Annotated in this window: 18 protein-coding genes; 14 read left to right on the top strand and 4 right to left on the bottom strand. The window is 65.8% G+C overall.

Annotation, left to right across the window (positions count from 1 at the left end; all coding sequences use genetic code 11):
• The first annotated feature begins 17 nt into the window (after window positions 1–17).
• Together dapC and NJH59_RS13985 are read left to right on the top strand one after the other, a co-directional pair.
• Window positions 18–1211 carry a succinyldiaminopimelate transaminase gene (dapC, locus tag NJH59_RS13990; protein ID WP_054915003.1) on the top strand — a complete coding sequence of 398 codons (1194 nt, stop codon included), beginning with the start codon at window positions 18–20 and terminating at the stop codon, window positions 1209–1211.
• Between the two features lie 94 nt (window positions 1212–1305).
• On the top strand, window positions 1306–2049 hold the full coding sequence (locus NJH59_RS13985; protein ID WP_253086897.1) for a M12 family metallopeptidase: 744 nt from the start codon (window positions 1306–1308) through the stop codon (window positions 2047–2049).
• Window positions 2050–2158: 109 nt separating this feature from the next.
• Here the strand turns inward: NJH59_RS13985 and NJH59_RS13980 are convergent, their stop codons facing one another.
• Window positions 2159–3805, bottom strand: a complete 1647-nt coding sequence (locus tag NJH59_RS13980) for a Na+/H+ antiporter (RefSeq protein ID WP_043863248.1) — start codon at window positions 3803–3805, stop codon at window positions 2159–2161.
• Between the two features lie 158 nt (window positions 3806–3963).
• On the opposite strand from NJH59_RS13980, the gene pncA reads away from it, so the two are divergent.
• The 5 genes from pncA (at window position 3964) to NJH59_RS13955 (ending at window position 7810) form a co-directional block, all read left to right on the top strand.
• Window positions 3964–4653, top strand: coding sequence for a bifunctional nicotinamidase/pyrazinamidase (pncA, locus tag NJH59_RS13975; protein WP_043863247.1), 690 nt, complete (start codon window positions 3964–3966; stop codon window positions 4651–4653).
• 68 nt (window positions 4654–4721) lie between these two features.
• Window positions 4722–5069, top strand: a complete 348-nt coding sequence (locus NJH59_RS13970; RefSeq protein WP_043863246.1) for an ArsC family reductase — start codon at window positions 4722–4724, stop codon at window positions 5067–5069.
• 39 nt (window positions 5070–5108) lie between these two features.
• Window positions 5109–6143 carry a 2,3,4,5-tetrahydropyridine-2,6-dicarboxylate N-succinyltransferase gene (gene dapD / locus NJH59_RS13965; protein WP_043863245.1) on the top strand — a complete coding sequence of 345 codons (1035 nt, stop codon included), beginning with the start codon at window positions 5109–5111 and terminating at the stop codon, window positions 6141–6143.
• A gap of 54 nt (window positions 6144–6197) precedes the next feature.
• Window positions 6198–7403, top strand: coding sequence for a cysteine desulfurase (locus NJH59_RS13960; protein WP_054915006.1), 1206 nt, complete (start codon window positions 6198–6200; stop codon window positions 7401–7403).
• Window positions 7400–7810, top strand: coding sequence for a SufE family protein (locus tag NJH59_RS13955; protein ID WP_253086896.1), 411 nt, complete (start codon window positions 7400–7402; stop codon window positions 7808–7810). Before NJH59_RS13960 ends, NJH59_RS13955 begins: the two co-directional genes overlap by 4 nt.
• Here NJH59_RS13955 and tcdA read toward each other — a convergent pair.
• Window positions 7789–8613 carry a tRNA cyclic N6-threonylcarbamoyladenosine(37) synthase TcdA gene (tcdA, locus tag NJH59_RS13950; RefSeq protein ID WP_054915008.1) on the bottom strand — a complete coding sequence of 275 codons (825 nt, stop codon included), beginning with the start codon at window positions 8611–8613 and terminating at the stop codon, window positions 7789–7791. The genes NJH59_RS13955 and tcdA overlap by 22 nt on opposite strands.
• A gap of 289 nt (window positions 8614–8902) precedes the next feature.
• On the opposite strand from tcdA, the gene NJH59_RS13945 reads away from it, so the two are divergent.
• The 4 genes from NJH59_RS13945 to NJH59_RS13930 all read left to right on the top strand — a co-directional run bounded on the left by NJH59_RS13945 (window position 8903) and on the right by NJH59_RS13930 (window position 14032).
• Window positions 8903–11494 carry a glycosyltransferase gene (locus tag NJH59_RS13945; RefSeq protein WP_043863241.1) on the top strand — a complete coding sequence of 864 codons (2592 nt, stop codon included), beginning with the start codon at window positions 8903–8905 and terminating at the stop codon, window positions 11492–11494.
• Window positions 11495–11671: 177 nt separating this feature from the next.
• Window positions 11672–12823 (top strand): succinyl-diaminopimelate desuccinylase, encoded by a 1152-nt coding sequence (gene dapE, locus NJH59_RS13940; RefSeq protein ID WP_253086895.1) that lies wholly within the window; start codon window positions 11672–11674, stop codon window positions 12821–12823.
• The gene (locus NJH59_RS13935) at window positions 12823–13635 is read left to right on the top strand and encodes a putative RNA methyltransferase (RefSeq protein ID WP_058541481.1); all 813 of its coding nucleotides are present in this window, start codon (window positions 12823–12825) and stop codon (window positions 13633–13635) included. Before dapE ends, NJH59_RS13935 begins: the two co-directional genes overlap by 1 nt.
• A 19-nt stretch (window positions 13636–13654) precedes the next feature.
• Complete coding sequence (locus tag NJH59_RS13930) at window positions 13655–14032, top strand: hypothetical protein (protein WP_043863238.1); 378 nt, start codon at window positions 13655–13657, stop codon at window positions 14030–14032.
• A 108-nt stretch (window positions 14033–14140) separates the two neighbouring features.
• Here the strand turns inward: NJH59_RS13930 and NJH59_RS13925 are convergent, their stop codons facing one another.
• Window positions 14141–14350: a cold-shock protein gene (locus tag NJH59_RS13925; RefSeq protein ID WP_038996759.1), complete on the bottom strand. Its 210-nt coding sequence runs from the start codon at window positions 14348–14350 to the stop codon at window positions 14141–14143.
• Window positions 14351–14572: 222 nt separating this feature from the next.
• On the opposite strand from NJH59_RS13925, the gene plsB reads away from it, so the two are divergent.
• From plsB to NJH59_RS13910, 3 genes are read left to right on the top strand one after another with little or no spacing between them, the layout of a single operon-like run.
• Window positions 14573–17068 (top strand): glycerol-3-phosphate 1-O-acyltransferase PlsB, encoded by a 2496-nt coding sequence (gene plsB / locus NJH59_RS13920; protein ID WP_058541480.1) that lies wholly within the window; start codon window positions 14573–14575, stop codon window positions 17066–17068.
• Window positions 17069–17081: 13 nt separating this feature from the next.
• Window positions 17082–17480: a YbaY family lipoprotein gene (locus tag NJH59_RS13915; protein WP_043863236.1), complete on the top strand. Its 399-nt coding sequence runs from the start codon at window positions 17082–17084 to the stop codon at window positions 17478–17480.
• Window positions 17481–17512: 32 nt separating this feature from the next.
• The gene (locus NJH59_RS13910) at window positions 17513–18187 is read left to right on the top strand and encodes a DUF4197 domain-containing protein (protein ID WP_253086894.1); all 675 of its coding nucleotides are present in this window, start codon (window positions 17513–17515) and stop codon (window positions 18185–18187) included.
• A gap of 78 nt (window positions 18188–18265) precedes the next feature.
• Here NJH59_RS13910 and NJH59_RS13905 read toward each other — a convergent pair whose 3' ends face one another.
• On the bottom strand, window positions 18266–21331 hold the full coding sequence (locus NJH59_RS13905; RefSeq protein WP_043863234.1) for an efflux RND transporter permease subunit: 3066 nt from the start codon (window positions 21329–21331) through the stop codon (window positions 18266–18268).

The following is a 21331-nucleotide window of genomic DNA, read 5'->3' as shown; positions in this document are numbered from 1 at the left end:
GACGAGACCCAGCGCCAATGAACAACGCTTTGAACCAGCTTCAGCCCTACCCGTTCGAGAAACTGCGTGCCCTGCTCGATGGCGTGACGCCGGCCGCAGACAAGCGCGCCATCGCCCTGTCGATCGGCGAGCCCAAGCACGCCTCGCCGGCATTCGTGGCCAAGGCGCTGGCCGACAACCTCGACAAGATGGCGGTGTACCCCACCACCCTGGGCCTGCCCGCGCTACGCGAAAGCATCGTGCACTGGTGCGAGCGCCGCTTCGGTGTACCGGCCGGCTGGCTGAATGCCGCACAGCACGTGCTGCCCGTCAACGGCACCCGCGAGGCGCTGTTCGCCTTCACCCAGGCGGTGGTCAGCCGTGGTGAGGACGCGCTGATCGTCAGCCCCAACCCGTTCTACCAGATCTACGAAGGTGCCGCGTTGCTCGCCGGCGCCCAGCCGCACTACCTGCCGTGCCTGGACAGCAACGGCTTCAACCCGGACTTCGACGCGGTGCCAGCCGAGATCTGGCAGCGTTGCCAGATCCTGTTCCTGTGCTCGCCAGGCAACCCGACTGGCGCACTGGTGCCGCTGGACACCCTGAAAAAACTCATCGCACTGGCCGACGAGCACGACTTCGTGATTGCCGCCGACGAGTGCTACAGCGAGCTGTACTTCGACGAGCAGGCCCCGCCACCCGGCCTGCTCAGCGCCTGCGTGGAACTTGGCCGCAGCGACTTCAAGCGCTGCGTGGTGTTCCACAGCCTGTCCAAGCGCTCCAACCTGCCAGGCCTGCGTTCGGGCTTCGTGGCCGGCGATGCCGAGATTCTCAAGGCCTTTTTGCTCTACCGCACCTATCACGGTTGCGCGATGCCGGTACAGACCCAGCTGGCGAGCATCGCCGCCTGGAACGACGAGGCGCATGTCCTGGAGAACCGCGACCTGTATCGCGAGAAGTTCGACGCCGTGCTGCAGGTGCTGGCCCCGGTAATGGATGTACAGAAGCCCGACGGCGGTTTCTACCTGTGGCCGAAGGTCCCCGGCGATGACGCGCAGTTCTGCCGCGACCTGTTCGAACAGCAGCACGTGACCGTGGTGCCGGGCTCGTACCTGTCTCGCGAGGTGGAGGGCTTCAATCCGGGGGCCGGACGCGTGCGCCTGGCGCTGGTGGCCCCGCTTGCCGAATGTGTCGAGGCGGCCCAGCGCATCCGCGCATTCGTCGAAGGCTGAGCCGGTACGCCTGGTCGGCCGACCGATAGATAAGTAACGCCCAAGGCCCGGTCGGCCCGCCAATCATGGAGCTCCACTCAACAGGAGCTCCAGCATGGACATACCAACCTTGTGCAAGGTCACCCAGGTGGCCGATCAGCAGCAATCCTACGAAACAGCCCTGAAAGAAAACCCGCTCAACGCCCCGCAGCCCTCGCGCTCGGGTCGTCAGAAACGCGGCGTTGCCTACCACAGCCGCCTGTGGGCGCCGGGCCGGACCCTGCTCATCGCCTTCGCGGCCGACATACCGGAACAGACGCAACAGAGCATCTTCGAGGTTGCCTGCCAATGGCTGGCGTACGCCAACCTCAAGTTCCAGCGCACCGCCGACTGGGCCGAAGCACAGATCAGGATCGAGATGAAGCCAAGCGGCACGGGGATCAACCATTCACTGGTCGGTACCGACGCCTTGCTCCGCGAAGACAGCACCATGACCCTCAGCGACTGGCCTGGCGATGAGCAGTTCCAGCGCAGCGTGCTGCATGAGTTCGGGCACGCGCTGGGCCTGGACCATGAACATCAGCACCCGGATGCGGACATCCAGTGGAACCTGGTCAAGCTGCTGGAATACGCCGAAAAGGTCGGCATGCCCATGGAAGAGATTGCTGAAAACTTCCTCAACAGGATCGAACGCACGCAGGCATTGCACAACGCCTACGACCCGGGTTCGGTCATGCACTACCCGATTCCGGCCACCTTCACCCTTAACAATGTGGCTTTCACCGGCTCGGCGCAGCTCAGTGACGGCGACAAGGCGCTGGCGGGCAAGGCCTACCCCTTCACCCCGGTACACCCGTGAAGTGCACCCCGCCCAGCCCGGCAGCGGGCGGGACCTGGGCGCCAGCGTGCGCCTGACCTGTCCGCGCGACTGACCCTCAGCGCGGGGCCGCCATGCGACCCCGAGCACTTCACTTGACCGGCCCCAGGTTGGCCTCGCTCATGTCCAGCTCACCCAGCACCTGGCGCACCACGTCATCACCGATCTGGTGCTGGCGGTGCAGGCTGTACAGCTCCAGGCGCTGCGCCCGCAGCGCCCGCAGGCGCAGGCGTCGCTCCAGTTGATCCATCTGCGCGGCCAGCGCCTGGGCCTCGGCACTGTCGTTGAACACATCCAGTTGCTGCCGGTACTCGGCCATCAGGCGCGCCTTCAACTCGGCGGCCAGTGCGGCCTGGGAGGCATCCTGGGGCGCGCCGGGCTCCACCAGTTCCTCGGCCTCCAACGCATGGATCGCCGCCTCGGCGGTGCGCCGCCAGGCCTCGCGCGCCTCCTGGCGCAGGGTATCGTCGGGGCTCTTCTCCACCCCGCGCAGCAGCAACGGCAAGGCAATGCAGGCCGATACCAGCGACAGCAGAATCACCCCTGCGGCGATGAAGATCAGCAGGTCGCGTTCGGGGAACGCCTTGCCCGCGCCGATCAGCAGCGGCACCGACATCACGCCCGCCAGGGTCACCGCCCCGCGCACGCCGCCCACGGTCAGCAGCCAGCACGAACGCGCGTTGGGCACCAGCACCAGGTCTTCCTTGCCGCGCCAGCGCCGGATCACCCCGATCAGGCGCCAGATGCTCTGCACCCAGATGAACCGCAGCGCCAGCAACACCAGGAAGATCGCCACCACATCCAGGCAGCGGTACAGCAGGGTTGGCCACAGCGATGCCTCATGGCTGGTCACCGCCTTGGCGATATCGGGCAGTTGCAGGCCCAGCAGCAGGAAGATCAGGCCGTTGAAGGCGAACTCCAGCAGCGACCACACACTGCGGTTGAGCAGGCGCGTGCTGGTCTGGCGCGGCAGCAGGTCAAGCCAGCTCTGCATCATGCCCGCCGCCACCGCCGAGAGAATGCCCGAGGCGCCCAGGCGCTCGGCCAGCACATAGGCGGCGAACGGCAGCAACAGCATGAACACCACGTGGGTGGCCGGGTCGTCCCAGCCGCGCGCGATCATCCACACCCGCAGGCGCCCCACCAACCAGCTCAGCGCCACGCCGATGGCCAGGCCACCCACGGCCACCAGCACGAAGGTCACACTGGCCTCGGCCAGCGAGAACACCCCGGTGATCGCCGCCACCAGCGCAAACTTGAACGTCACCAGGCCCGAGGCATCGTTCATCAGCGCCTCACCCTGCAGCATGTGCATCAACGGGGTGGGCAGGCGATCCTGGCTGATTGCCGACACCGCCACCGCGTCGGTGGGCGACAGCACAGCGGCCAGGGCAAAGGCCACCGGCAGCGGTATGCTCGGCAGGATCCAGTGGATGAAATAGCCGGCCCCCACCACCGTGAACAGCACCAGCCCCACCGCCAGGGTCAGGATCGGCCCGCGCAGGCGCCAGAACTCGCGCTTGGGCATGCGCCAGCCATCGGAGAACAGCAACGGGGGCAAGAACAGGAACAGAAACAGCTCAGGGTCCAGGGCCACGTGCAGGCCCAGGGTCGGCCAGGCCAGCAGCGCACCGGCACCAATCTGCACCAGCGGCAGTGGCAGCGGGATCAATCGCCCCACCAGTTTCGAGACACTGACCAGCATCAGCAGGATGAGAACGGTATAGGCTGACTGCATACGGCGTGTTTTTCCTGTTCAGTTTCAAATACGCTCAACGGCCAGGGTTATGCCATTGAAACAACATGTTACCGGGATCTGCATGAACACAACCGCTCCACCTAAGTCGCAGACCCGCCGGCAATCTGTAACACAATGCTACAAAAGAGGAGCCTCGCATGATCACCCCCGCGTCGACCCTATTGACCCACGATAGCCCCAACCGTGCGCTGCTGGTCATCGATGTGCAAAACGATTTCATCCCCGGCGGCGCCCTGGCGGTGCCCGGTGGCGACGAGATCGTGCCGCTGGTCAACCAGCTCGGCCGCCAGTTCGAGCGCGTGGTGCTGGCCCAGGACTGGCACCCGGCCGGGCACGCCTCGTTCGCCTCGAGCCACCCGGGCAAGAATCCGTTCGAGGTCATCGAACTGTCATACGGGCCGCAGACACTCTGGCCCGACCACTGCATCCAAGGGAGCCCCGGCGCACAGTTTCACCCGGACCTGAACATTGCCCACGCACAGCTGATCGTGCGCAAGGGCGGCAACCGCCAGGTCGACAGCTACTCGGCGTTCACCGAAGCCGACCAGACCACCCCCACCGGCCTGGCCGGCAACCTGCGCGAGTGCGGCATCGACACGCTGTTCCTGTGCGGCCTGGCCCTGGACTTCTGCGTGGCCTGGACGGCACTGCACGCACGCCGCAAAGGGTTCACCACCTATGTGGTGCTGGACGCCTGCCGCGCCATCGATACCGCAGGCTCCTGCGCGGCGGCGATGGCACAGATGCAGGCTGCCGGGGTGCAGTTCATTCAGGCGCGGCAACTGGGCGGCGCCAGCCGTGGCGCCCTGCCCGATGTTGTCGCATAATCCAGCCCACCCATTCTTCGAGGAGTTTCGGGGCGGCTGCGGGAACACCCGCGCGCCCTTAACGTTCAATGGCTTATATTCTCTTCGGCATCAAAGCCTGTGACACGATGAAGAAAGCCCGTACCTGGCTTGAAGAACACCACATCCAGTACGACTTTCACGACTACAAGACCCAGGGTATAGACCGGGACCACCTGAACCGCTGGTGCGACGAGCACGGCTGGCAGGTGGTACTCAACCGCGCAGGCACCACCTTCCGCAAGCTCGATGACGCGCAGAAGGCCGACCTCGACCAGGCCAAGGCCGTCGAGCTGATGCTGGCACAACCCTCGATGATCAAGCGCCCGGTGCTCGACCTGGGCGGCAAGACCCTGGTCGGTTTCAAACCGGACCTGTACGCGGCAGCCCTGCGCTGAACCGCGACGCCTTCACTCAATTTCGCAAGAGGTAACCGCATGTCCACTTCACTGTTCAGCCTGGCCTTCGGCGTCGGCACTCAAAACCGTCAAGGCGCCTGGCTGGAAGTCTTCTACGCACAGCCACTGCTCGCCCCGAGCGCCGAGCTGGTCGCAGCCGTCGCCCCGATCCTGGGCTATGAAGGCGGCAACCAGGCCATCGCGTTCAGCAACGCCCAGGCCGCGCAACTGGCCGAGGCCGTCAAGGGCGTCGACGCCGCCCAGGCTGCACTGCTGACCCGCCTGGCCGAAAGCAACAAGCCGCTGGTGGCCACGCTGCTGGCCGAAGACGCCACCCTGAGCTCCACCCCTGAGGCCTACCTCAAGCTGCACCTGCTGTCGCACCGCCTGGTCAAGCCCCACGGCCTGAGCCTGGCCGGCATCTTCCCGCTGCTGCCGAACGTGGCCTGGACCAGCCAGGGCGCCATCGACCTGGCCGAACTGGCCGAGCAGCAACTCGAAGCCCGCCTCAAGGGCGAGCTGCTGGAAGTGTTCTCGGTCGACAAGTTCCCGAAAATGACCGACTACGTGGTGCCGAGCGGCGTGCGTATCGCCGACAGCGCCCGCGTGCGCCTGGGTGCCTATATCGGCGAAGGCACCACCATCATGCACGAAGGCTTCGTCAACTTTAACGCCGGCACCGAAGGCCCGGGCATGATCGAAGGCCGCGTTTCGGCGGGCGTGTTCGTCGGCAAGGGTTCGGACCTGGGCGGCGGCTGCTCCACCATGGGCACCCTGTCGGGCGGCGGCAACATCGTCATCAAGGTCGGCGAAGGCTGCCTGATCGGCGCCAACGCCGGTATCGGCATCCCGCTGGGCGACCGCAACACCGTCGAAGCCGGCCTGTACATCACCGCCGGCACCAAGGTGAACCTGCTCGACGAGAACAACGAGCTGGTCAAGGTGGTCAAGGCCCGCGACCTGGCTGGCCAGACCGACCTGCTGTTCCGCCGCAATTCGCTAAACGGCGCGGTCGAGTGCAAGACCCACAAGTCGGCCATCGAGCTGAACGAAGCGCTGCACGCCCACAACTAAGTGGTACGATCGGGTCTGGCCCTCTGCCAGACCCGATATCAGGCCCTACACATCATGTTCCAGCCCTCTCCCTGGCGCGCAGACTTCCCTGCCATCGCCGCCCTGCAACGCCAGCACCAGACCTACCTGGACAGCGCTGCCACCACGCAGAAACCCCAGCACCTGCTCGACGCCCTGAGCCACTACTACACCCAGGGTGCGGCCAACGTGCACAGGGCCCAGCACCTGCCCGGCGCACTTGCCACCCAGGCCTTCGAGGCCAGCCGCGAAAAAGTCGCCGCCTGGCTCAATGCCGCCGATGCGCAGCAGATCGTGTTCACCCATGGCGCCACCTCGGCGCTCAACCTGCTGGCCTATGGCCTGGAATGGCGCCTGGAGGCGGGCGACGAGATCGCCGTCAGCGCCCTGGAGCACCACGCCAACCTGCTGCCCTGGCAGCAGTTGGCCCAGCGCCGCGGCCTCAGGCTGGTGATCCTGCCCCTCGACGCCAACGGGCATATCGACCTGGAGGCGGCCCTGCAACTGATCGGCCCGCGTACCCGCGTGCTGGCGGTGAGCCAGTTGTCGAATGTGCTCGGCACCTGGCAGCCGCTGCAACCGTTGCTCGACCACGCCCGCGCCCAGGGCGCCCTCAGCGTGGTCGATGGCGCCCAGGGCGTGGTGCACGGGCGTCACGATGTACAGCAACTGGGCTGCGACTTCTATGTGTTTTCCAGTCACAAGCTGTATGGCCCGGACGGCCTTGGCGTGCTCTATGGGCGCCGCGAGGCGTTGGGCCTGCTGCGTCACTGGCAGTTCGGCGGCGAGATGGTGCAACTGGCCGGCTACCAGCAGTCGAGCTTTCGCCCCGCCCCGCTGGGTTTCGAGGCCGGCACGCCGCCGATCGCCAGCGTGATCGGGCTGGGTGCCAGCCTGGATTACCTGGCCAGCCTCGACGCCACCAGCGTGGTCGAACATGAAGCCGCCCTGCACCGCCATCTGCTGCGCGGCCTCAACGATCGTGAAGGGGTGCGGATACTGGGCGCGCCGCAACTGGCCCTGGCCAGCTTCGTGGTCGAGGGCGTGCACAATGCCGACCTTGCGCACCTGCTGACCGAACAGGGCATCGCCGTGCGCGCCGGTCATCACTGCGCCATGCCGCTGGTCAACAGCCTGGGCCTGGACGGCGCGATCCGCGTGTCGCTGGCGCTGTACAACGATTCCCACGACCTGGAGCGCTTCTTCAGCGCCCTGGACCAGGCCCTGGAGCTGCTGCGATGAGCCTGCCCGACGCCGCCCGCGAGGCGCTGGATGTATTCGAACAGGCTGCCGGCTGGGAGCAGCGCGCCCGCCTGCTGATGCAATGGGGCGAGCGCCTGCCCCCCCTGGACGCGACGCAGCAGTGCGAGGCCAACCGCGTGCACGGTTGCGAAAGTCAGGTGTGGCTGGTGGCCGAGCAGGTCGAAGGCCGCTGGCACTTCAAGGCCGCCAGCGATGCGCGGCTGCTGCGCGGCCTGCTGGCGCTGCTGCTGGTGCGGGCCGACGGCTTGACCGGCAGCCAGCTGCAGCAGCTGGACCTGCCCGCCTGGTTCACCGCCCTGGGCCTTGGCCGACAGCTCTCGCCGTCCCGCAGCAACGGCCTGAACGCCGTGCTGCAGCGCATGGCTCAGCTCACCGACGGCGCCTGAGCCGCTACGCGATCGGCCGGGCGGCGCTTGCCACCCACCAGTTTCTCCACAGCCTTGCTGGCAGCCACCATGCCGAAGGTCGCCGTCACCATCATCACCGCGCCGAAACCGCCCGAGCAGTCGAGCTTGACGCCGTCCCCGACGAAGCTCTTCTGCAGGCAGATACCGCCATCGGGCAGCGGATAGCGCAACTGCTCGGTGGAGAACACGCACGGCACCCCGTAGTTGCGGCTCACGTTGCGCGAAAACCCGTGGTCGCGGCGCAGCGTCGAACGCACCTTGGAGGCCAGCGGGTCGTTGACCGTGCGGTTGAGATCGGCCACCTGGATCTGCGTGGGGTCGAGCTGCCCGCCCGCACCGCCGGTGCAGATCACCTGGATCTTGCGCCGCTTGCACCAGGCAATCAGCGCAGCCTTGGCCATCACGCTGTCGATGCAGTCGATCACGCAGTCGATATGATCGGTGATGGTCTGGGCCAGGTTGTCGCGGGTGACGAAGTCCACCACCGCGTGCACCTTGCAGTCCGGGTTGATTGCGCGCAGGCGCTCGGCCATCACCTCGACCTTGGGCTTGCCCACGTTGCCCTGCAGCGCATGCAACTGGCGATTGGTGTTGCTCACGCACACGTCATCCAGGTCGAACAGCGAAATTTCGCCAACGCCGCTGCGGGCCATGGCCTCGGCCGCCCACGAGCCGACACCGCCGATGCCGACGATCGCCACATGCGCCTCGCGCAGGCGTTGCAAGCCCTGCTGGCCATACAACCGGGCAACACCGGCAAAGCGTGGATCTTCTGTACTCATGGCCCAACCCTGAAAAAACCGGCGCGCATTATAGGCCCCACAACGCAGGATGACAGCCCGCAACCGACGCACTGATTGCCATGAATTGGTAAACCTGGCGCCAACCCTGCTTTAATGACCGGTGCAAACCCTGCTTTGGACGGCAATTGTACGGGCTTCAGAACTTCAGCATCTGAGGAAAATCCAAGCGCTACATGCACCCGTTTCCTATACCACGCTACCTGCCTGGTGCGTAGGATCCGTGCCCGCCGGCGCTTGCCCGTTCCACTTTTCGGAACCCGAAATATCTATGTCATCGCGTAAATTTGGTATCAACCTGGTGGTCGTCATGGCGATTGCCGCGCTATTCACCGGGTTCTGGGCACTGATCAACCGCCCGGTGTCCGCCCCCGACTGGCCGGAGCAGATCTCCGGCTTCTCGTATTCGCCTTTTCGCCTGGGCGAAAGCCCGCAAAAGGGCCAGTACCCGACCGAAGCCGAGCTGCGCGAGGACCTCGAGCAACTGAGCAAGCTGACCGACAGCATCCGCATCTATACGGTGGAAGGCACCCAGGCGCTGATCCCGCGTCTGGCCGAAGAGTTCGGCCTGCGCGTGACCCTGGGTGTGTGGATCAGCCCCGACCTGGAACGCAACGAGCGCGAAATCGAGACCGCCATCCAGTTGGCCAACACCTCGCGCAGCGTGGTGCGGGTGATGGTCGGCAACGAGGCGCTGTTTCGCGAAGAGGTCACCCCCCAGGCCCTGATGGACTACATGGACCGCGTGCGCGCCGCAGTGAAGGTGCCGGTCACCACCAGCGAACAGTGGCACATCTGGAAGGAAAACCCCGAGCTTGCCGGGCACGCCGACCTGATCGCCGCGCACATCCTGCCCTACTGGGAATTCATCCCGGTGAGCCAGGCCGAGCAGTTCGTGCTCGACCGCGCCCGCGAGCTCAAGCAACTGTTCCCGCGCAAGCCGCTGCTGCTGTCCGAGGTCGGCTGGCCCAGCAATGGCCGCATGCGCGGCGGTGCCGACGCCACCCAGGCGGATCAGGCCATCTACCTGCGCAGCCTGGTCAACCTGCTCAACCGCCAGGGCTACAACTACTTCGTGATCGAAGCCTACGACCAGCCCTGGAAAGCCAGTGACGAAGGTTCGGTGGGCGCCTACTGGGGCGTGTTCAATGCCGCGCGCCAGCAGAAATTCAACTTCGAGGGCCCGGTGGTGGCCATTCCGCAGTGGCGCGTGCTGGCCGTGGGCTCGGTGGTGCTGGCGATGCTGTCGCTGACCCTGCTGCTGATCGACGGCTCGGCGCTGCGCCAGCGCGGGCGCACCTTCCTGACCTTCATCGCGTTCCTGTGCGGCTCGGTGCTGGTATGGATCGGCTATGACTACAGCCAGCAGTACAGCACCTGGTTCAGCCTCACTGTGGGTTTCCTGCTGGCGCTCGGCGCGCTGGGGGTGTTCATCGTGCTGCTGACCGAGGCCCATGAACTGGCCGAGGCGGTATGGACGCACAAGCGCCGCAGGCTGTTCCTGCCGGTGGAGGCCGACAGCGCCTATCGGCCCAAGGTGTCGGTGCATGTGCCGTGCTACAACGAGCCCCCGGAGATGGTCAAGCAGACCCTCGATGCCCTCGCGGCGCTGGACTACCCGGACTTCGAAGTGCTGATCATCGACAACAACACCAAGGACCCGGCCGTGTGGGAGCCGCTCAAGGCCCATTGCGAGCTGCTGGGCGAGCGCTTCAAGTTCTTCCATGTGGCACCGCTGGCAGGTTTCAAGGGTGGCGCGCTGAACTACCTGATCCCGCACACCGCCAAGGACGCCGAAGTGATCGCGGTGATCGACTCGGACTATTGTGTCGACCGCAACTGGCTCAAGCACATGGTGCCGCACTTTGCCGACCCCAAGATCGCCGTGGTGCAGTCGCCGCAGGACTACCGCGACCAGAACGAAAGCACCTTCAAGAAGCTCTGCTACGCCGAGTACAAGGGCTTCTTCCATATCGGCATGGTCACCCGCAACGACCGTGATGCAATCATCCAGCACGGCACCATGACCATGACCCGGCGCTCGGTGCTCGAAGAGCTCGGCTGGGCCGACTGGTGCATCTGCGAAGATGCCGAACTGGGCCTGCGCGTGTTCGAGAAGGGTTACTCGGCAGCCTATTCCCACGAGAGCTACGGCAAGGGCCTGATGCCCGACACCTTCATCGACTTCAAGAAGCAGCGCTTTCGCTGGGCCTACGGCGCGATCCAGATCATCAAGCGCCACACCTCCAGCCTGCTGCGCGGCAAGGACACCCAGCTGACCCGCGGCCAGCGCTACCACTTCCTGGCCGGCTGGCTGCCGTGGATCGCCGACGGCATGAACATCTTCTTCACAGTGGGTGCGCTGCTATGGTCGGCGGCCATGATCATCGTGCCGCAGCGGGTCGACCCGCCGCTGCTGATCTTCGCGATCCCGCCGCTGGCGCTGTTCGTGTTCAAGGTGGGCAAGATCGTGTTCCTGTATCGCCGCGCGGTAGGGGTCAACCTCAAGGACGCGTTCTCGGCGGCGCTGGCGGGGCTGGCGTTGTCGCACACCATTGCCAAGGCGGTACTGTACGGGTTCTTCACCAGCAGCATTCCGTTCTTCCGCACGCCGAAGAACGCCGACAGCCACGGGCTGCTGGTGGCACTGGCAGAGGCCCGCGAGGAGCTGTTCATCATGCTGCTGCTGTGGGGCGCGGCGCTGGGCATCTACTTGGTGCAGGGCCTGCCGAGCAACGACATGCGCTTCTGGGTGACCATGCTGCTGGTGCAATCGCTGCCGTACCTGGCGGCGCTGATCATGGCCATGCTGTCGTCGCTGCCCAAGCCCGCGGATGTCACGCAGCCCGCACCTGCCGCCTGATAAACCGCCATCGCGGGTCAAGCCCGCTCCCACAGGGATTGCGCAGTACCTTGTGGGAGCGGGCTTGACCCGCGATAGGCCCGCACAGACAGCACAGATCCACAGTCCCTTCCCCGCACTTTTGCTATAAGATAACGCCCCTTCTTTTTGCCCCAGCCTTGCACCCCGGAGTCCTTCATGACGGCCCCAGCCGACCTCTCGCCTACCCTTGAACTGGCCTGCGACCTGATCCGTCGTCCCTCGGTGACCCCGCTGGACTTCGACTGCCAGAAACAGATGATGCAGCGCCTGGGCGATGCCGGCTTCATGCTCGAACCGATGCGCATCGAAGACGTCGACAATTTCTGGGCCACCCACGGCAGCGATGACGGCCCGGTACTGTGCTTTGCCGGCCACACCGACGTGGTGCCCACCGGCCCGGTGCAGGCCTGGACCAACGACCCGTTCGACGCCCTGATCGACGCCGACGGCATGCTCTGCGGGCGCGGCGCGGCCGACATGAAGGGCAGCCTGGCCGCCATGATCGTGGCCACCGAGCGCTTCGTCGCCGACTACCCGAACCACAAGGGCAAGGTCGCCTACCTGATCACCAGCGACGAGGAAGGCCCGGCCCATCACGGCACCAAGGCCGTGGTCGAACGCCTGGCGGCGCGCAACGAACGCCTGGACTGGTGCATCGTCGGCGAGCCGTCGAGCACCGCCCTGGTCGGTGACGTGGTCAAGAACGGCCGTCGCGGCTCGCTTGGCGCCAGGCTCACCGTGCGTGGCGTGCAGGGCCACGTGGCCTACCCGCACCTGGCGAAGAACCCGATCCACCTGGCCGCCCCGGCCTTGGCCGAACTGGCCGCCGAGCACTGGGACGAGGGCAACGATTTCTTTCCCCCCACCAGCTTCCAGATCTCCAACCTCAACTCGGGAACCGGCGCCACCAACGTGGTGCCAGGCGAGCTGACCGCACTGTTCAACTTCCGCTTCTCCACCGAGTCGACCGTCGAAGGGCTGCAGGCCCGCGTGGCGGCGATCCTCGACAAGCACGGCCTGGACTGGCAGGTGGACTGGGCGCTGTCGGGCCTGCCGTTCCTCACCGAACCGGGCGACCTGCTCGACGCGGTGTCGGCCAGCATCAAGGCCGTGACCGGCCGCGACACCCAGGCCTCCACCAGCGGCGGCACCTCCGACGGGCGCTTCATCGCCACCCTGGGCACCCAGGTGGTCGAACTGGGCCCGGTCAACGCCACCATTCACCAGGTCAACGAGCGGGTCCTGGCCAGCGACCTGGACGTGCTGACCGAGATCTACTACCAGACCCTGACCCGGTTGCTCGTCTGATGCTCATCTGCCCCATCTGCAGCGCCGCGCTCGGCGCCCTGGACAACGGTGTCGGCTGCCCTGCCGGGCACCGCTTCGACCGGGCGCGCCAGGGCTACCTGAACCTGTTGCCGGTGCAGCACAAGAACAGCCGTGACCCTGGCGACAACCAGGCCATGGTCGAGGCACGTCGCGACTTCCTCAATGCCGGGCACTACGCCCCGGTGGCACGGCGCCTGGCCGAGCTTGCAGCCGAGCGCGCGCCTGCGCGCTGGCTGGACATCGGCTGCGGCGAAGGCTACTACACCGCGCAACTGGCCGACGCCCTGCCCCAGGCCGACGGCTATGCCCTGGACATCTCCCGCGAGGCGGTCAAGCGTGCGTGCCGGCGCAACCCGGCACTCACCTGGCTGGTGGCGAGCATGGCCCGGGTGCCACTGGCCGATGCCAGCTGCCAGTTCCTGGCCAGCGTGTTCAGCCCGCTGGACTGGCAGGAAGCCAGGCGCCTGCTCAGCCCCGGCGGCGGCCTGATGCGCGTCGGCCCCACCCGCGGCCACCTGATGGAGCTGCGCGAACGGCTGTACGATGAAGTGCGCGACTATGCCGACGACAAGCACCTGGCCCTGGTGCCCCCGGGCATGCACCACGCCCACGGCGAAGTGCTGGAGTTTCGCCTGAGCCTGGCGGCCCCGGCCGACCGCGCCAACCTGCTGGCCATGACCCCCCATGGCTGGCGCGCCAGCGCAGAAAGACGCGCGGCCGTCATCGATCACCCCGAGCCCTTAGAGGTGACGGTATCGATGCGTTACGATTACTTTGTGCGCCAAGACTGAGCCGCACCCGGAGAGCCCCATGCGCCAACCCGATATCGAGATTTACCTGAAGGACGCCGACGTCGATCACAAGCAGATCGCCGCCTGGCTGGGCCAGGCCCTCGGCCCGTGCAGCGACTGGCAGCAGAAGGGCCAGACCTACAAGTGCAAGGCCGGTAACGTACCTGTTACCTGGCTGCCCAAGGCTGTGGGCAAATGGAACAGCCTGTACCTGGAAAGCGACCAGACCCCGTGGGAGGACGACATCGCCTGCGCCCGCGCCGCATTCGCCGCACTCAATGTCGAAGTGCGCTGCGCGCCGGGTAGCTGGGTGGAAGAGGAAGGTGAAGAAGACGCCGACCGCTGGATCCGCATCAGCGCCGATGGCGAGGAAGAGATCACCTGGCGTACCAGTTGAGCCGTTGACCGGCTTTGCTCAGGCGCCAGCCTTGCTGGCGAAGCCCGGCATCGCCGGGCCAAGGGGCTGCTGCGCAGCCCATCGCCAGCAAGGCTGGCGCCTGCCGCTTTACAGCCCCACTACGTCTTCGGCCTGCAGGCCTTTCTGGCCCTGGGTCAGGTTGTACTCGACCTGTTGCCCTTCCAGCAGGGTGCGATGCCCTTCACCGCGGATCGCGCGATAATGCACGAACACATCCGCACCGCCCTCACGCTGAATGAAGCCATATCCCTTGGCGTCATTGAACCACTTCACACTTCCAGTCTCACGAGACGACATCTGAACTACTCCGGATTTTTATTTTGGAATCGCCTTGTCGGCAGGGCCTCACCAGGCCCTACCTACGCCGCTTGCGGATTTGTCCTGCAAGTGGCGGACCGACTATAACGCAGCCATTCAACAATTTTCATGACCGGGGCGCTTTTTGCTGAACTTGCGCGGATACGGCACACTAACCTACCGAGCATCTGCTCGAATCCCATTACCCAGGGCACCTACCGAATGACCCGTTCTCCCTTGCGCCGCCTGATCTTCGGCGCCCTGCGCCGACTGCTGTACCTGTGGGTGCGCTCCGAAACCATCAACCAGTCATCCTTCTCGCTGAACCTGGACCGCAGCCGTCCGGTGTTCTACGTGCTGCAATCACCCGCGCTCACCGATCTGGCCGTGCTCGACCGCGAATGCACCAAAGCCGGGCTCCCGCGCCCGGTGCTGCCCGTGGCGGTAGGCCCGGTGATGGAGCCGGCGGCGTTCTTCTACCTGACCCCCGAACCCGACTGGCTGGGCCGCCACGACAAGCGCGGCGCACCGCCGACGCTGACGCGCCTGGTCAACCTGGTCAGCCAGCACGCCGAACAGGACGCGCAGATCATTCCGGTCAGCGTGTTCTGGGGCCAGTCGCCGGCCAGCGAATCGAGCCCGTGGAAGCTGCTGTTCGCCGACAGCTGGGCCGTCACCGGGCGCCTGCGTCGGCTGCTTACCGTGCTGATCCTGGGGCGCAAGACCCGCGTGCAGTTTTCCGCGCCGATCCATCTGCGTGAGCTGGTCGAGCACAACAAGGGCCACGAGCGCACCGTGCGCATGGCCCAGCGCCTGCTGCGGGTGCATTTTCGCAACCTCAAGACCGCCGTCATCGGCCCCGACATCTCGCACCGGCGCAACCTGGTCAAGGGCCTGATCCACGACCCGCTGGTACGCCAGGCCATCAGCGACGAGGCCCAGCGCGAGAACATCCCGCTGGCCAAGGCCGAGGCCCAGGCCCTGCGCTATGGCAACGAGATCGCCTCGGACTACACCTACACCGCCATCCGCTTCCTCGAAGTGGTGCTGAGCTGGTTCTGGAACAAGATCTACGACGGCATCAAGGTCAACCATATCGAACAGGTGCAAGGCATCGCGCCGGGGCACGAGGTGATCTACGTGCCCTGCCATCGCAGCCACATCGACTACCTGCTGCTGTCGTACCTGCTGTTTCGCAACGGCCTGACGCCGCCGCACATCGCCGCCGGCATCAACCTCAACATGCCGGTGATCGGCAGCCTGCTGCGCCGCGGCGGTGCGTTCTTCATGCGCCGCACCTTCAAGGGCAACCCGCTGTACACCGCGGTGTTCAACGAGTACCTGCACACCCTGTTCACCAAGGGCTTCCCGGTGGAGTACTTCGTCGAGGGCGGGCGCTCGCGCACCGGGCGCATGCTGCAGCCCAAGACCGGTATGCTGGCGATCACCCTGCGCAGTTTTCTGCGTTCCTCGCGCACCCCGATCGTGTTCGTGCCGGTGTACATCGGCTACGAGCGCGTGCTCGAAGGCCGCACCTACCTGGGCGAGCTGCGCGGGGCGAGCAAGAAGAAGGAATCGATCTTCGACATCTTCAAGGTCATCGGCGCGCTCAAGCAGCGCTTCGGCCAGGTGGCCGTGAACTTCGGCGAGCCGATCCGCCTGGCCAGCTTCCTCGACCAGCAGCAACCGGGCTGGCGCGAACAGGACCACAGCCCGCAGTTCCGCCCGGCCTGGCTCAACGAAACCACCTCGCGCCTGGGCGAGAAGGTCGCGCAGCACCTGAACGAGGCCGCCGCGATCAACCCGGTCAACCTGGTGGCCCTGGCGCTGCTGTCCACCAGCCGCCTGGCCCTGGACGAACGCGCCCTGGCGCGGGTACTGGACCTGTACCTGGCGCTGCTGCGCCAGGTGCCCTACTCCGCCCATACCACCCTGCCCGAAGGCGACGGCCTGGCGCTGATCGGCCACGTGCGCGGCATGGACCTGCTGGCCGAGCAGCAGGACGCGCTGGGGCGCATCCTGTACCTGGATGAAAACAACGCGGTACTGATGACCTACTACCGCAACAACGTACTGCACATCTTCGCCCTGCCGGCGCTGCTGGCAAGCTTCTTCCAGAGCAGCTCGCGCATCAGCCGCGAACTGATCGGCCGCTACACCCACGCGCTGTACCCGTATCTGCAGTCGGAGCTGTTCATCCGCTGGGATGCCCAGGAGCTCGACGGGGTGATCGACCAGTGGCTGGAGGCATTCGTCGAACAGGGCCTGCTGCGTTTCGAGAACGGCGTGTACCTGCGCCCCGCCCCGAGTTCGCGCCAGTTCGTGCTGCTGACCCTGCTGGCGCGGGCCATCACCCAGACCCTGCAGCGCTTCTACATGGCCACCGCGCTGCTGCTCAACAGCGGCCAGCACACCCTCAGCGCCGAAGAGCTGGAAGACCTGTGCGTGGTCATGGCCCAGCGCCTGTCGATCCTGCATGGCCTGAACGCCCCGGAATTCTTCGACAAGAGCCTGTTCCGCCACTTCATCCAGACCCAGATCGAACAGGGCGTGCTGCGCCCGGATGCGGCGGGCAAGCTCGGCTACCATGAAAAACTCAGCGAGCTGGCCGAAGGCGCCGCCAAGCGCGTGCTGTCGGCCGAGGTGCGCCTGTCGATCCGCCAGGTGGCCTTGCAGCGCAGCGACGAAACCACCGAACACACCGAGCAACAAGTCTGAACAGGAGTACACGATGAAGAAATTGACCCTGGCTGTGCTGGGCAGCCTGCTGGCCGCCTGCAGCAGCACCCCGTCACCCTCCAAGGCCAGCCTGGACGGCGAGGTGTTCTACCTGCAGCGCATCGCCCTGCCACCGGCAGCCACCCTGAGCGTCAGCCTGCAGGACGTGTCGCTGGCCGATGCGCCAGCCGTCACCCTGGCCAACCAGAGCGGCCCGGTAAAAGGCCAGGTGCCCCTGCCGTTTCACCTGAGCTACGACCCGGCACAGGTCAAGCCGGGCCACCGCTATGCCGTGAGCGCGCGCATCGAGCTGGACGGCAAGCTGCTGTTCATCAACACCGAACACCACGGCGTGCAGCTGGACGGTAGCGACGCCCAGCCTGTACGAATCAAGGTCGACGCCGTTCGCTGATCCCCTTTTTGCCTTTGGATAAGGATGCTGCCATGTTCCGCCCTGCTCTTACCTTTACCGGCCTGTGTGCCGGCCTGCTGTTGTCGGCCAGTGCGCTGGCCCTGTCGCAGAAGGACGCCACCGGCGGCCTCAAGGATGCCCTGACCCAAGGTGCGCAGATTGCCGTCAAGCAACTGGGCACCCCAGGCGGCTTCAGCAACAACCCGGACGTGCGCATCGAGCTGCCGGGCAACCTGGGCAAGGCTGCCAAGGCCATGAAGAAATTCGGCATGGGCGCCGAGGTCGACCAGCTCGAGGCCAGCATGAACAAGGCGGCCGAGGCGGCAGTACCGCAGGCCCAGGCGTTGCTGGTGGATGCGGTCAAGAAGATGAGCGTGGCCGACGCCAAGGGTATTCTCAGCGGTGGCAACGATTCGGCCACCCAGTACCTGAACAAGACCAGCCGCGAGCAGATCCGTGCCAAGTTCCTGCCCATCGTCAAGCAGGCCACCGACCAGGTCGGCCTGGCCAAGCAGTACAACAGCTTTGCCGGGCAGGCCTCGTCGCTGGGCCTGCTGGACAGCAAGAACGCCAACGTCGAGGGTTATGTGACCGAACAAGCGCTGGATGGCCTGTTCGAGATGATCGGCAAGCAGGAAGCGACGATCCGCCAGAACCCGGCAGCCGCGGCTACCAGCCTGGCCAAGAAGGTCTTCGGCGCCCTCTAGGGCCCTTCGCCGGCAAGGCCGGCTCCTACAGGATGCGCAGTGCCCCCGTAGGAGCCGGCCTTGCCGGCGAACGCCTTCTCAGGGCTTGCGCACCTTGAACCACGCCGCATACAGCGCCGGCAGGAACAGCAGCGTCAACGCCGTGGCCACGATCAGCCCGCCCATGATCGCCACCGCCATCGGCCCGAAGAACACGCTGCGCGACAGCGGAATCATCGCCAGCACCGCCGCCAGCGCGGTCAGCACGATCGGCCGGAAGCGCCGCACCGTGGCCTCGATGATCGCCTGCCAACGGTCCAGCCCGGCCGCGATGTCCTGCTCGATCTGGTCCACCAGAATCACCGAGTTGCGCATGATCATCCCCGACAGCGCAATGGTGCCCAGCATCGCCACGAAGCCGAACGGCTGGCGGAACACCATCAGGAACAGCACCACCCCGATCAGCCCCAATGGCGCGGTGAGGAACACCATCACCGTGCGCGAGAAGCTGCGCAACTGCACCATCAGCAAGCTCAACACCACCACGATGAACAGTGGCACCCCGGCATTCACCGAGTTCTGCCCGCGGGTCGAATCCTCCACCGTACCGCCCACTTCCAGCAGGTAGCCATCCGGCAGCTCGGCACGCACCGGCTCCAGGGTCGGCAGTATCTGCTTGACCAGGGTCGCCGGCTGCTCCTTGCCATAGATGTCGGCACGTACCGTCACCGTCGGCAGGCGATTACGGTGCCAGATGATGCCTTCCTCGAAGCCGTACTCCAGCGTCGCCACCTGCGACAGCGCAACGCTGCGCCCATTCTCGGTGGGCACCGCCAGGCTCGACAGGTTGGTCAGCTCGGTGCGTTCCTGGCGCGTGCCGCGCAGCAGGATCTCGATCAGCTCGTTGTCTTCGCGGAACTGGCTGACCGACGAACCGGTCAGCGAGCTTTGCAGGAACTTGGCCAGGTGCGCGGTGCTGATCCCCAGGGCCCGGGCACGGTCCTGGTCGATACTCAGGTAGATCACCTTGCTCGGCTCTTCCCAGTCCAGGTGCACGTTCACCACATGCGGGTTCTCGCGCACCCGGGCCGCCACCTTGCGCGCCAGTGCACGCACTTCCTCGATGTGCTCGCCGGTGACCCGGAACTGCACCGGGTAGCCCACGGGGGGTCCGTTTTCCAGGCGCGTGACCCGCGAACGCAGGTCCGGGAACTGCTCGTTCAGGGTCTCGATCAGCCAGCTGCGCAGCGCCTCGCGCTCCTCGATGGTCTTGGCCAGCACCACGAACTGGGCGAAGCTGGTTGCCGGCAACTGCTGGTCCAGGGGCAGGTAGAAGCGCGGCGAGCCGGTGCCCACGTAGGCCACATAGTTGTCGATGCCGGCGCGCTCCTTGAGCAGGGCCTCCAGGCGCGTGACCTGCTCGGCGGTGTTGCTCAGCGAGGCGCCCTCGGCCAGCTTCAGGTCGACCATCAGCTCCAGCCGTCCGGAGGCCGGGAAGAACTGCTGGGGCACGAAGCGAAACGACAGCACGCTGAGCACGAACAGGCCCAGGGTCGCCACGATCACCGTCTTGCGGTGCGCCACGCACCAGCCCACCAGCCGCCGTACACGCTGGTAGAACGGCGTGCCATAGGGGTCGGTGGCGCCATCGGTGGTGCCGTGCTTGGCCGCGTGCAGCTTGGCCAGGTCTGGCAGCAGCCGCTCGCCCAGGTACGGCACGAACACCACGGCGGCGATCCACGAGGCAATCAGGGCAATGGTCACCACCTGGAAGATCGAGCGGGTGTACTCGCCCGTGCCCGACTGCGCCGTGGCAATCGGCAGAAAGCCCGCCGCTGTGATCAGGGTGCCGGTGAGCATCGGGAAGGCGGTGCTGGTCCAGGCGTAGCTGGCGGCCTTGAAGCGATCGAAGCCCTGCTCCATCTTGATCGCCATCATCTCCACCGCAATGATCGCGTCATCCACCAACAGCCCCAGCGCCAGCACCAGTGCCCCCAGGGAAATCTTGTGCAGGCCGATCCCGAGGTAATACATCGCGGCAAACGTCATCGCCAGCACCAGCGGAATCGCCAGCGCCACCACCAGGCCGGTGCGCATGCCCAGCGAGAAGAAGCTCACCAGCAGCACGATGGCCAGTGCTTCCACCAGCACCTGCACGAACTCGCCTACCCCGGTTTTCACGGCGGCCGGCTGGTCGGACACCTTGCGCAGCTGCATGCCAGCCGGCAGATTGGCCGAGATACGGGCAAACTCGACCTCAAGGGCCTTGCCCAGCACCAGGATGTCACCACCGGCCTTCATCGATACCGCCAGGCCGATGGCGTCTTCGCCCATGAAGCGCATGCGTGGCGCGGGCGGATCGTTGAAACCGCGGCGCACATCGGCCACATCGCTGATACGGAAGGTGCGCTCGCCCACCCGAATGGGGAACTGCTCGATCTGCTCCACCGTCTCGAAACGCCCGCTCACGCGCAGTTGCAGGCGCTCGCTGGGGGTTTCGAAAAAGCCTGCGGTGGTCACCGCATTCTGTTCCTCCAGCGCCTGCTGCACGGCTTCAAGCGGCAGGCCCAGGGTCGCCAGCTTGAGGTTCGACAGCTCGATCCAGATCTTCTCGTCCTGCAGGCCGAGCAGCTCGACCTTGCCCACATCCTTTACCCGTTGCAGCTGGATCTGCACGCGGTCGGCGTAGTCCTTGAGCACCGCGTAGTCGAAGCCTTCACCGGTCAGTGCATAGATATTGCCGAAGGTGGTGCCGAACTCGTCGTTGAAGAACGGCCCCTGGATACCCGGCGGCAAGGTGTGGCGAATGTCCGCGACCTTCTTGCGGATCTGGTACCACAGCTCGGGAACATCCTTGGAATGCATCGAGTCGCGGGCCATGAAAGTGACCTGGGACTCACCAGGGCGCGAGAACGAGACGATCTTCTCGTACTCGCCCGTCTCCATCAGCTTCTTCTCGATGCGTTCGGTGACCTGGCGCGAGACTTCCTCGGCGCTCGCCCCCGGCCAGTTGGTCTTGATCACCATGGCCTTGAAGGTGAACGGCGGGTCTTCGCTCTGGCCCAGCTTGGTATACGAAAGCGTGCCGACCAGGGCCAGCAGCACCATCAGGAACAGCACGATCTGGCGATTGCGCAGCGCCCAGGCGGAAAGGTTGAAACCCAT

This window comes from Pseudomonas sp. VE 267-6A, assembly GCF_024126555.1.
Taxonomy (GTDB): Bacteria; Pseudomonadota; Gammaproteobacteria; order Pseudomonadales; family Pseudomonadaceae; genus Aquipseudomonas; species Aquipseudomonas palmensis.
This window is presented reverse-complemented; position numbering and strand designations above follow the sequence as displayed.

Coding starts and splice junctions, on each gene's coding strand:
- dapC (WP_054915003.1), top strand. CDS start 18: ATGAACAACGCTTTGAACCAGCTTCAGCCCTACCCGTTCGAGAAACTG.
- NJH59_RS13985 (WP_253086897.1), top strand. CDS start 1,306: ATGGACATACCAACCTTGTGCAAGGTCACCCAGGTGGCCGATCAGCAG.
- NJH59_RS13980 (WP_043863248.1), bottom strand. CDS start 3,805: ATGCAGTCAGCCTATACCGTTCTCATCCTGCTGATGCTGGTCAGTGTC.
- pncA (WP_043863247.1), top strand. CDS start 3,964: ATGATCACCCCCGCGTCGACCCTATTGACCCACGATAGCCCCAACCGT.
- NJH59_RS13970 (WP_043863246.1), top strand. CDS start 4,722: ATGGCTTATATTCTCTTCGGCATCAAAGCCTGTGACACGATGAAGAAA.
- dapD (WP_043863245.1), top strand. CDS start 5,109: ATGTCCACTTCACTGTTCAGCCTGGCCTTCGGCGTCGGCACTCAAAAC.
- NJH59_RS13960 (WP_054915006.1), top strand. CDS start 6,198: ATGTTCCAGCCCTCTCCCTGGCGCGCAGACTTCCCTGCCATCGCCGCC.
- NJH59_RS13955 (WP_253086896.1), top strand. CDS start 7,400: ATGAGCCTGCCCGACGCCGCCCGCGAGGCGCTGGATGTATTCGAACAG.
- tcdA (WP_054915008.1), bottom strand. CDS start 8,613: ATGAGTACAGAAGATCCACGCTTTGCCGGTGTTGCCCGGTTGTATGGC.
- NJH59_RS13945 (WP_043863241.1), top strand. CDS start 8,903: ATGTCATCGCGTAAATTTGGTATCAACCTGGTGGTCGTCATGGCGATT.
- dapE (WP_253086895.1), top strand. CDS start 11,672: ATGACGGCCCCAGCCGACCTCTCGCCTACCCTTGAACTGGCCTGCGAC.
- NJH59_RS13935 (WP_058541481.1), top strand. CDS start 12,823: ATGCTCATCTGCCCCATCTGCAGCGCCGCGCTCGGCGCCCTGGACAAC.
- NJH59_RS13930 (WP_043863238.1), top strand. CDS start 13,655: ATGCGCCAACCCGATATCGAGATTTACCTGAAGGACGCCGACGTCGAT.
- NJH59_RS13925 (WP_038996759.1), bottom strand. CDS start 14,350: ATGTCGTCTCGTGAGACTGGAAGTGTGAAGTGGTTCAATGACGCCAAG.
- plsB (WP_058541480.1), top strand. CDS start 14,573: ATGACCCGTTCTCCCTTGCGCCGCCTGATCTTCGGCGCCCTGCGCCGA.
- NJH59_RS13915 (WP_043863236.1), top strand. CDS start 17,082: ATGAAGAAATTGACCCTGGCTGTGCTGGGCAGCCTGCTGGCCGCCTGC.
- NJH59_RS13910 (WP_253086894.1), top strand. CDS start 17,513: ATGTTCCGCCCTGCTCTTACCTTTACCGGCCTGTGTGCCGGCCTGCTG.
- NJH59_RS13905 (WP_043863234.1), bottom strand. CDS start 21,331: ATGGGTTTCAACCTTTCCGCCTGGGCGCTGCGCAATCGCCAGATCGTG.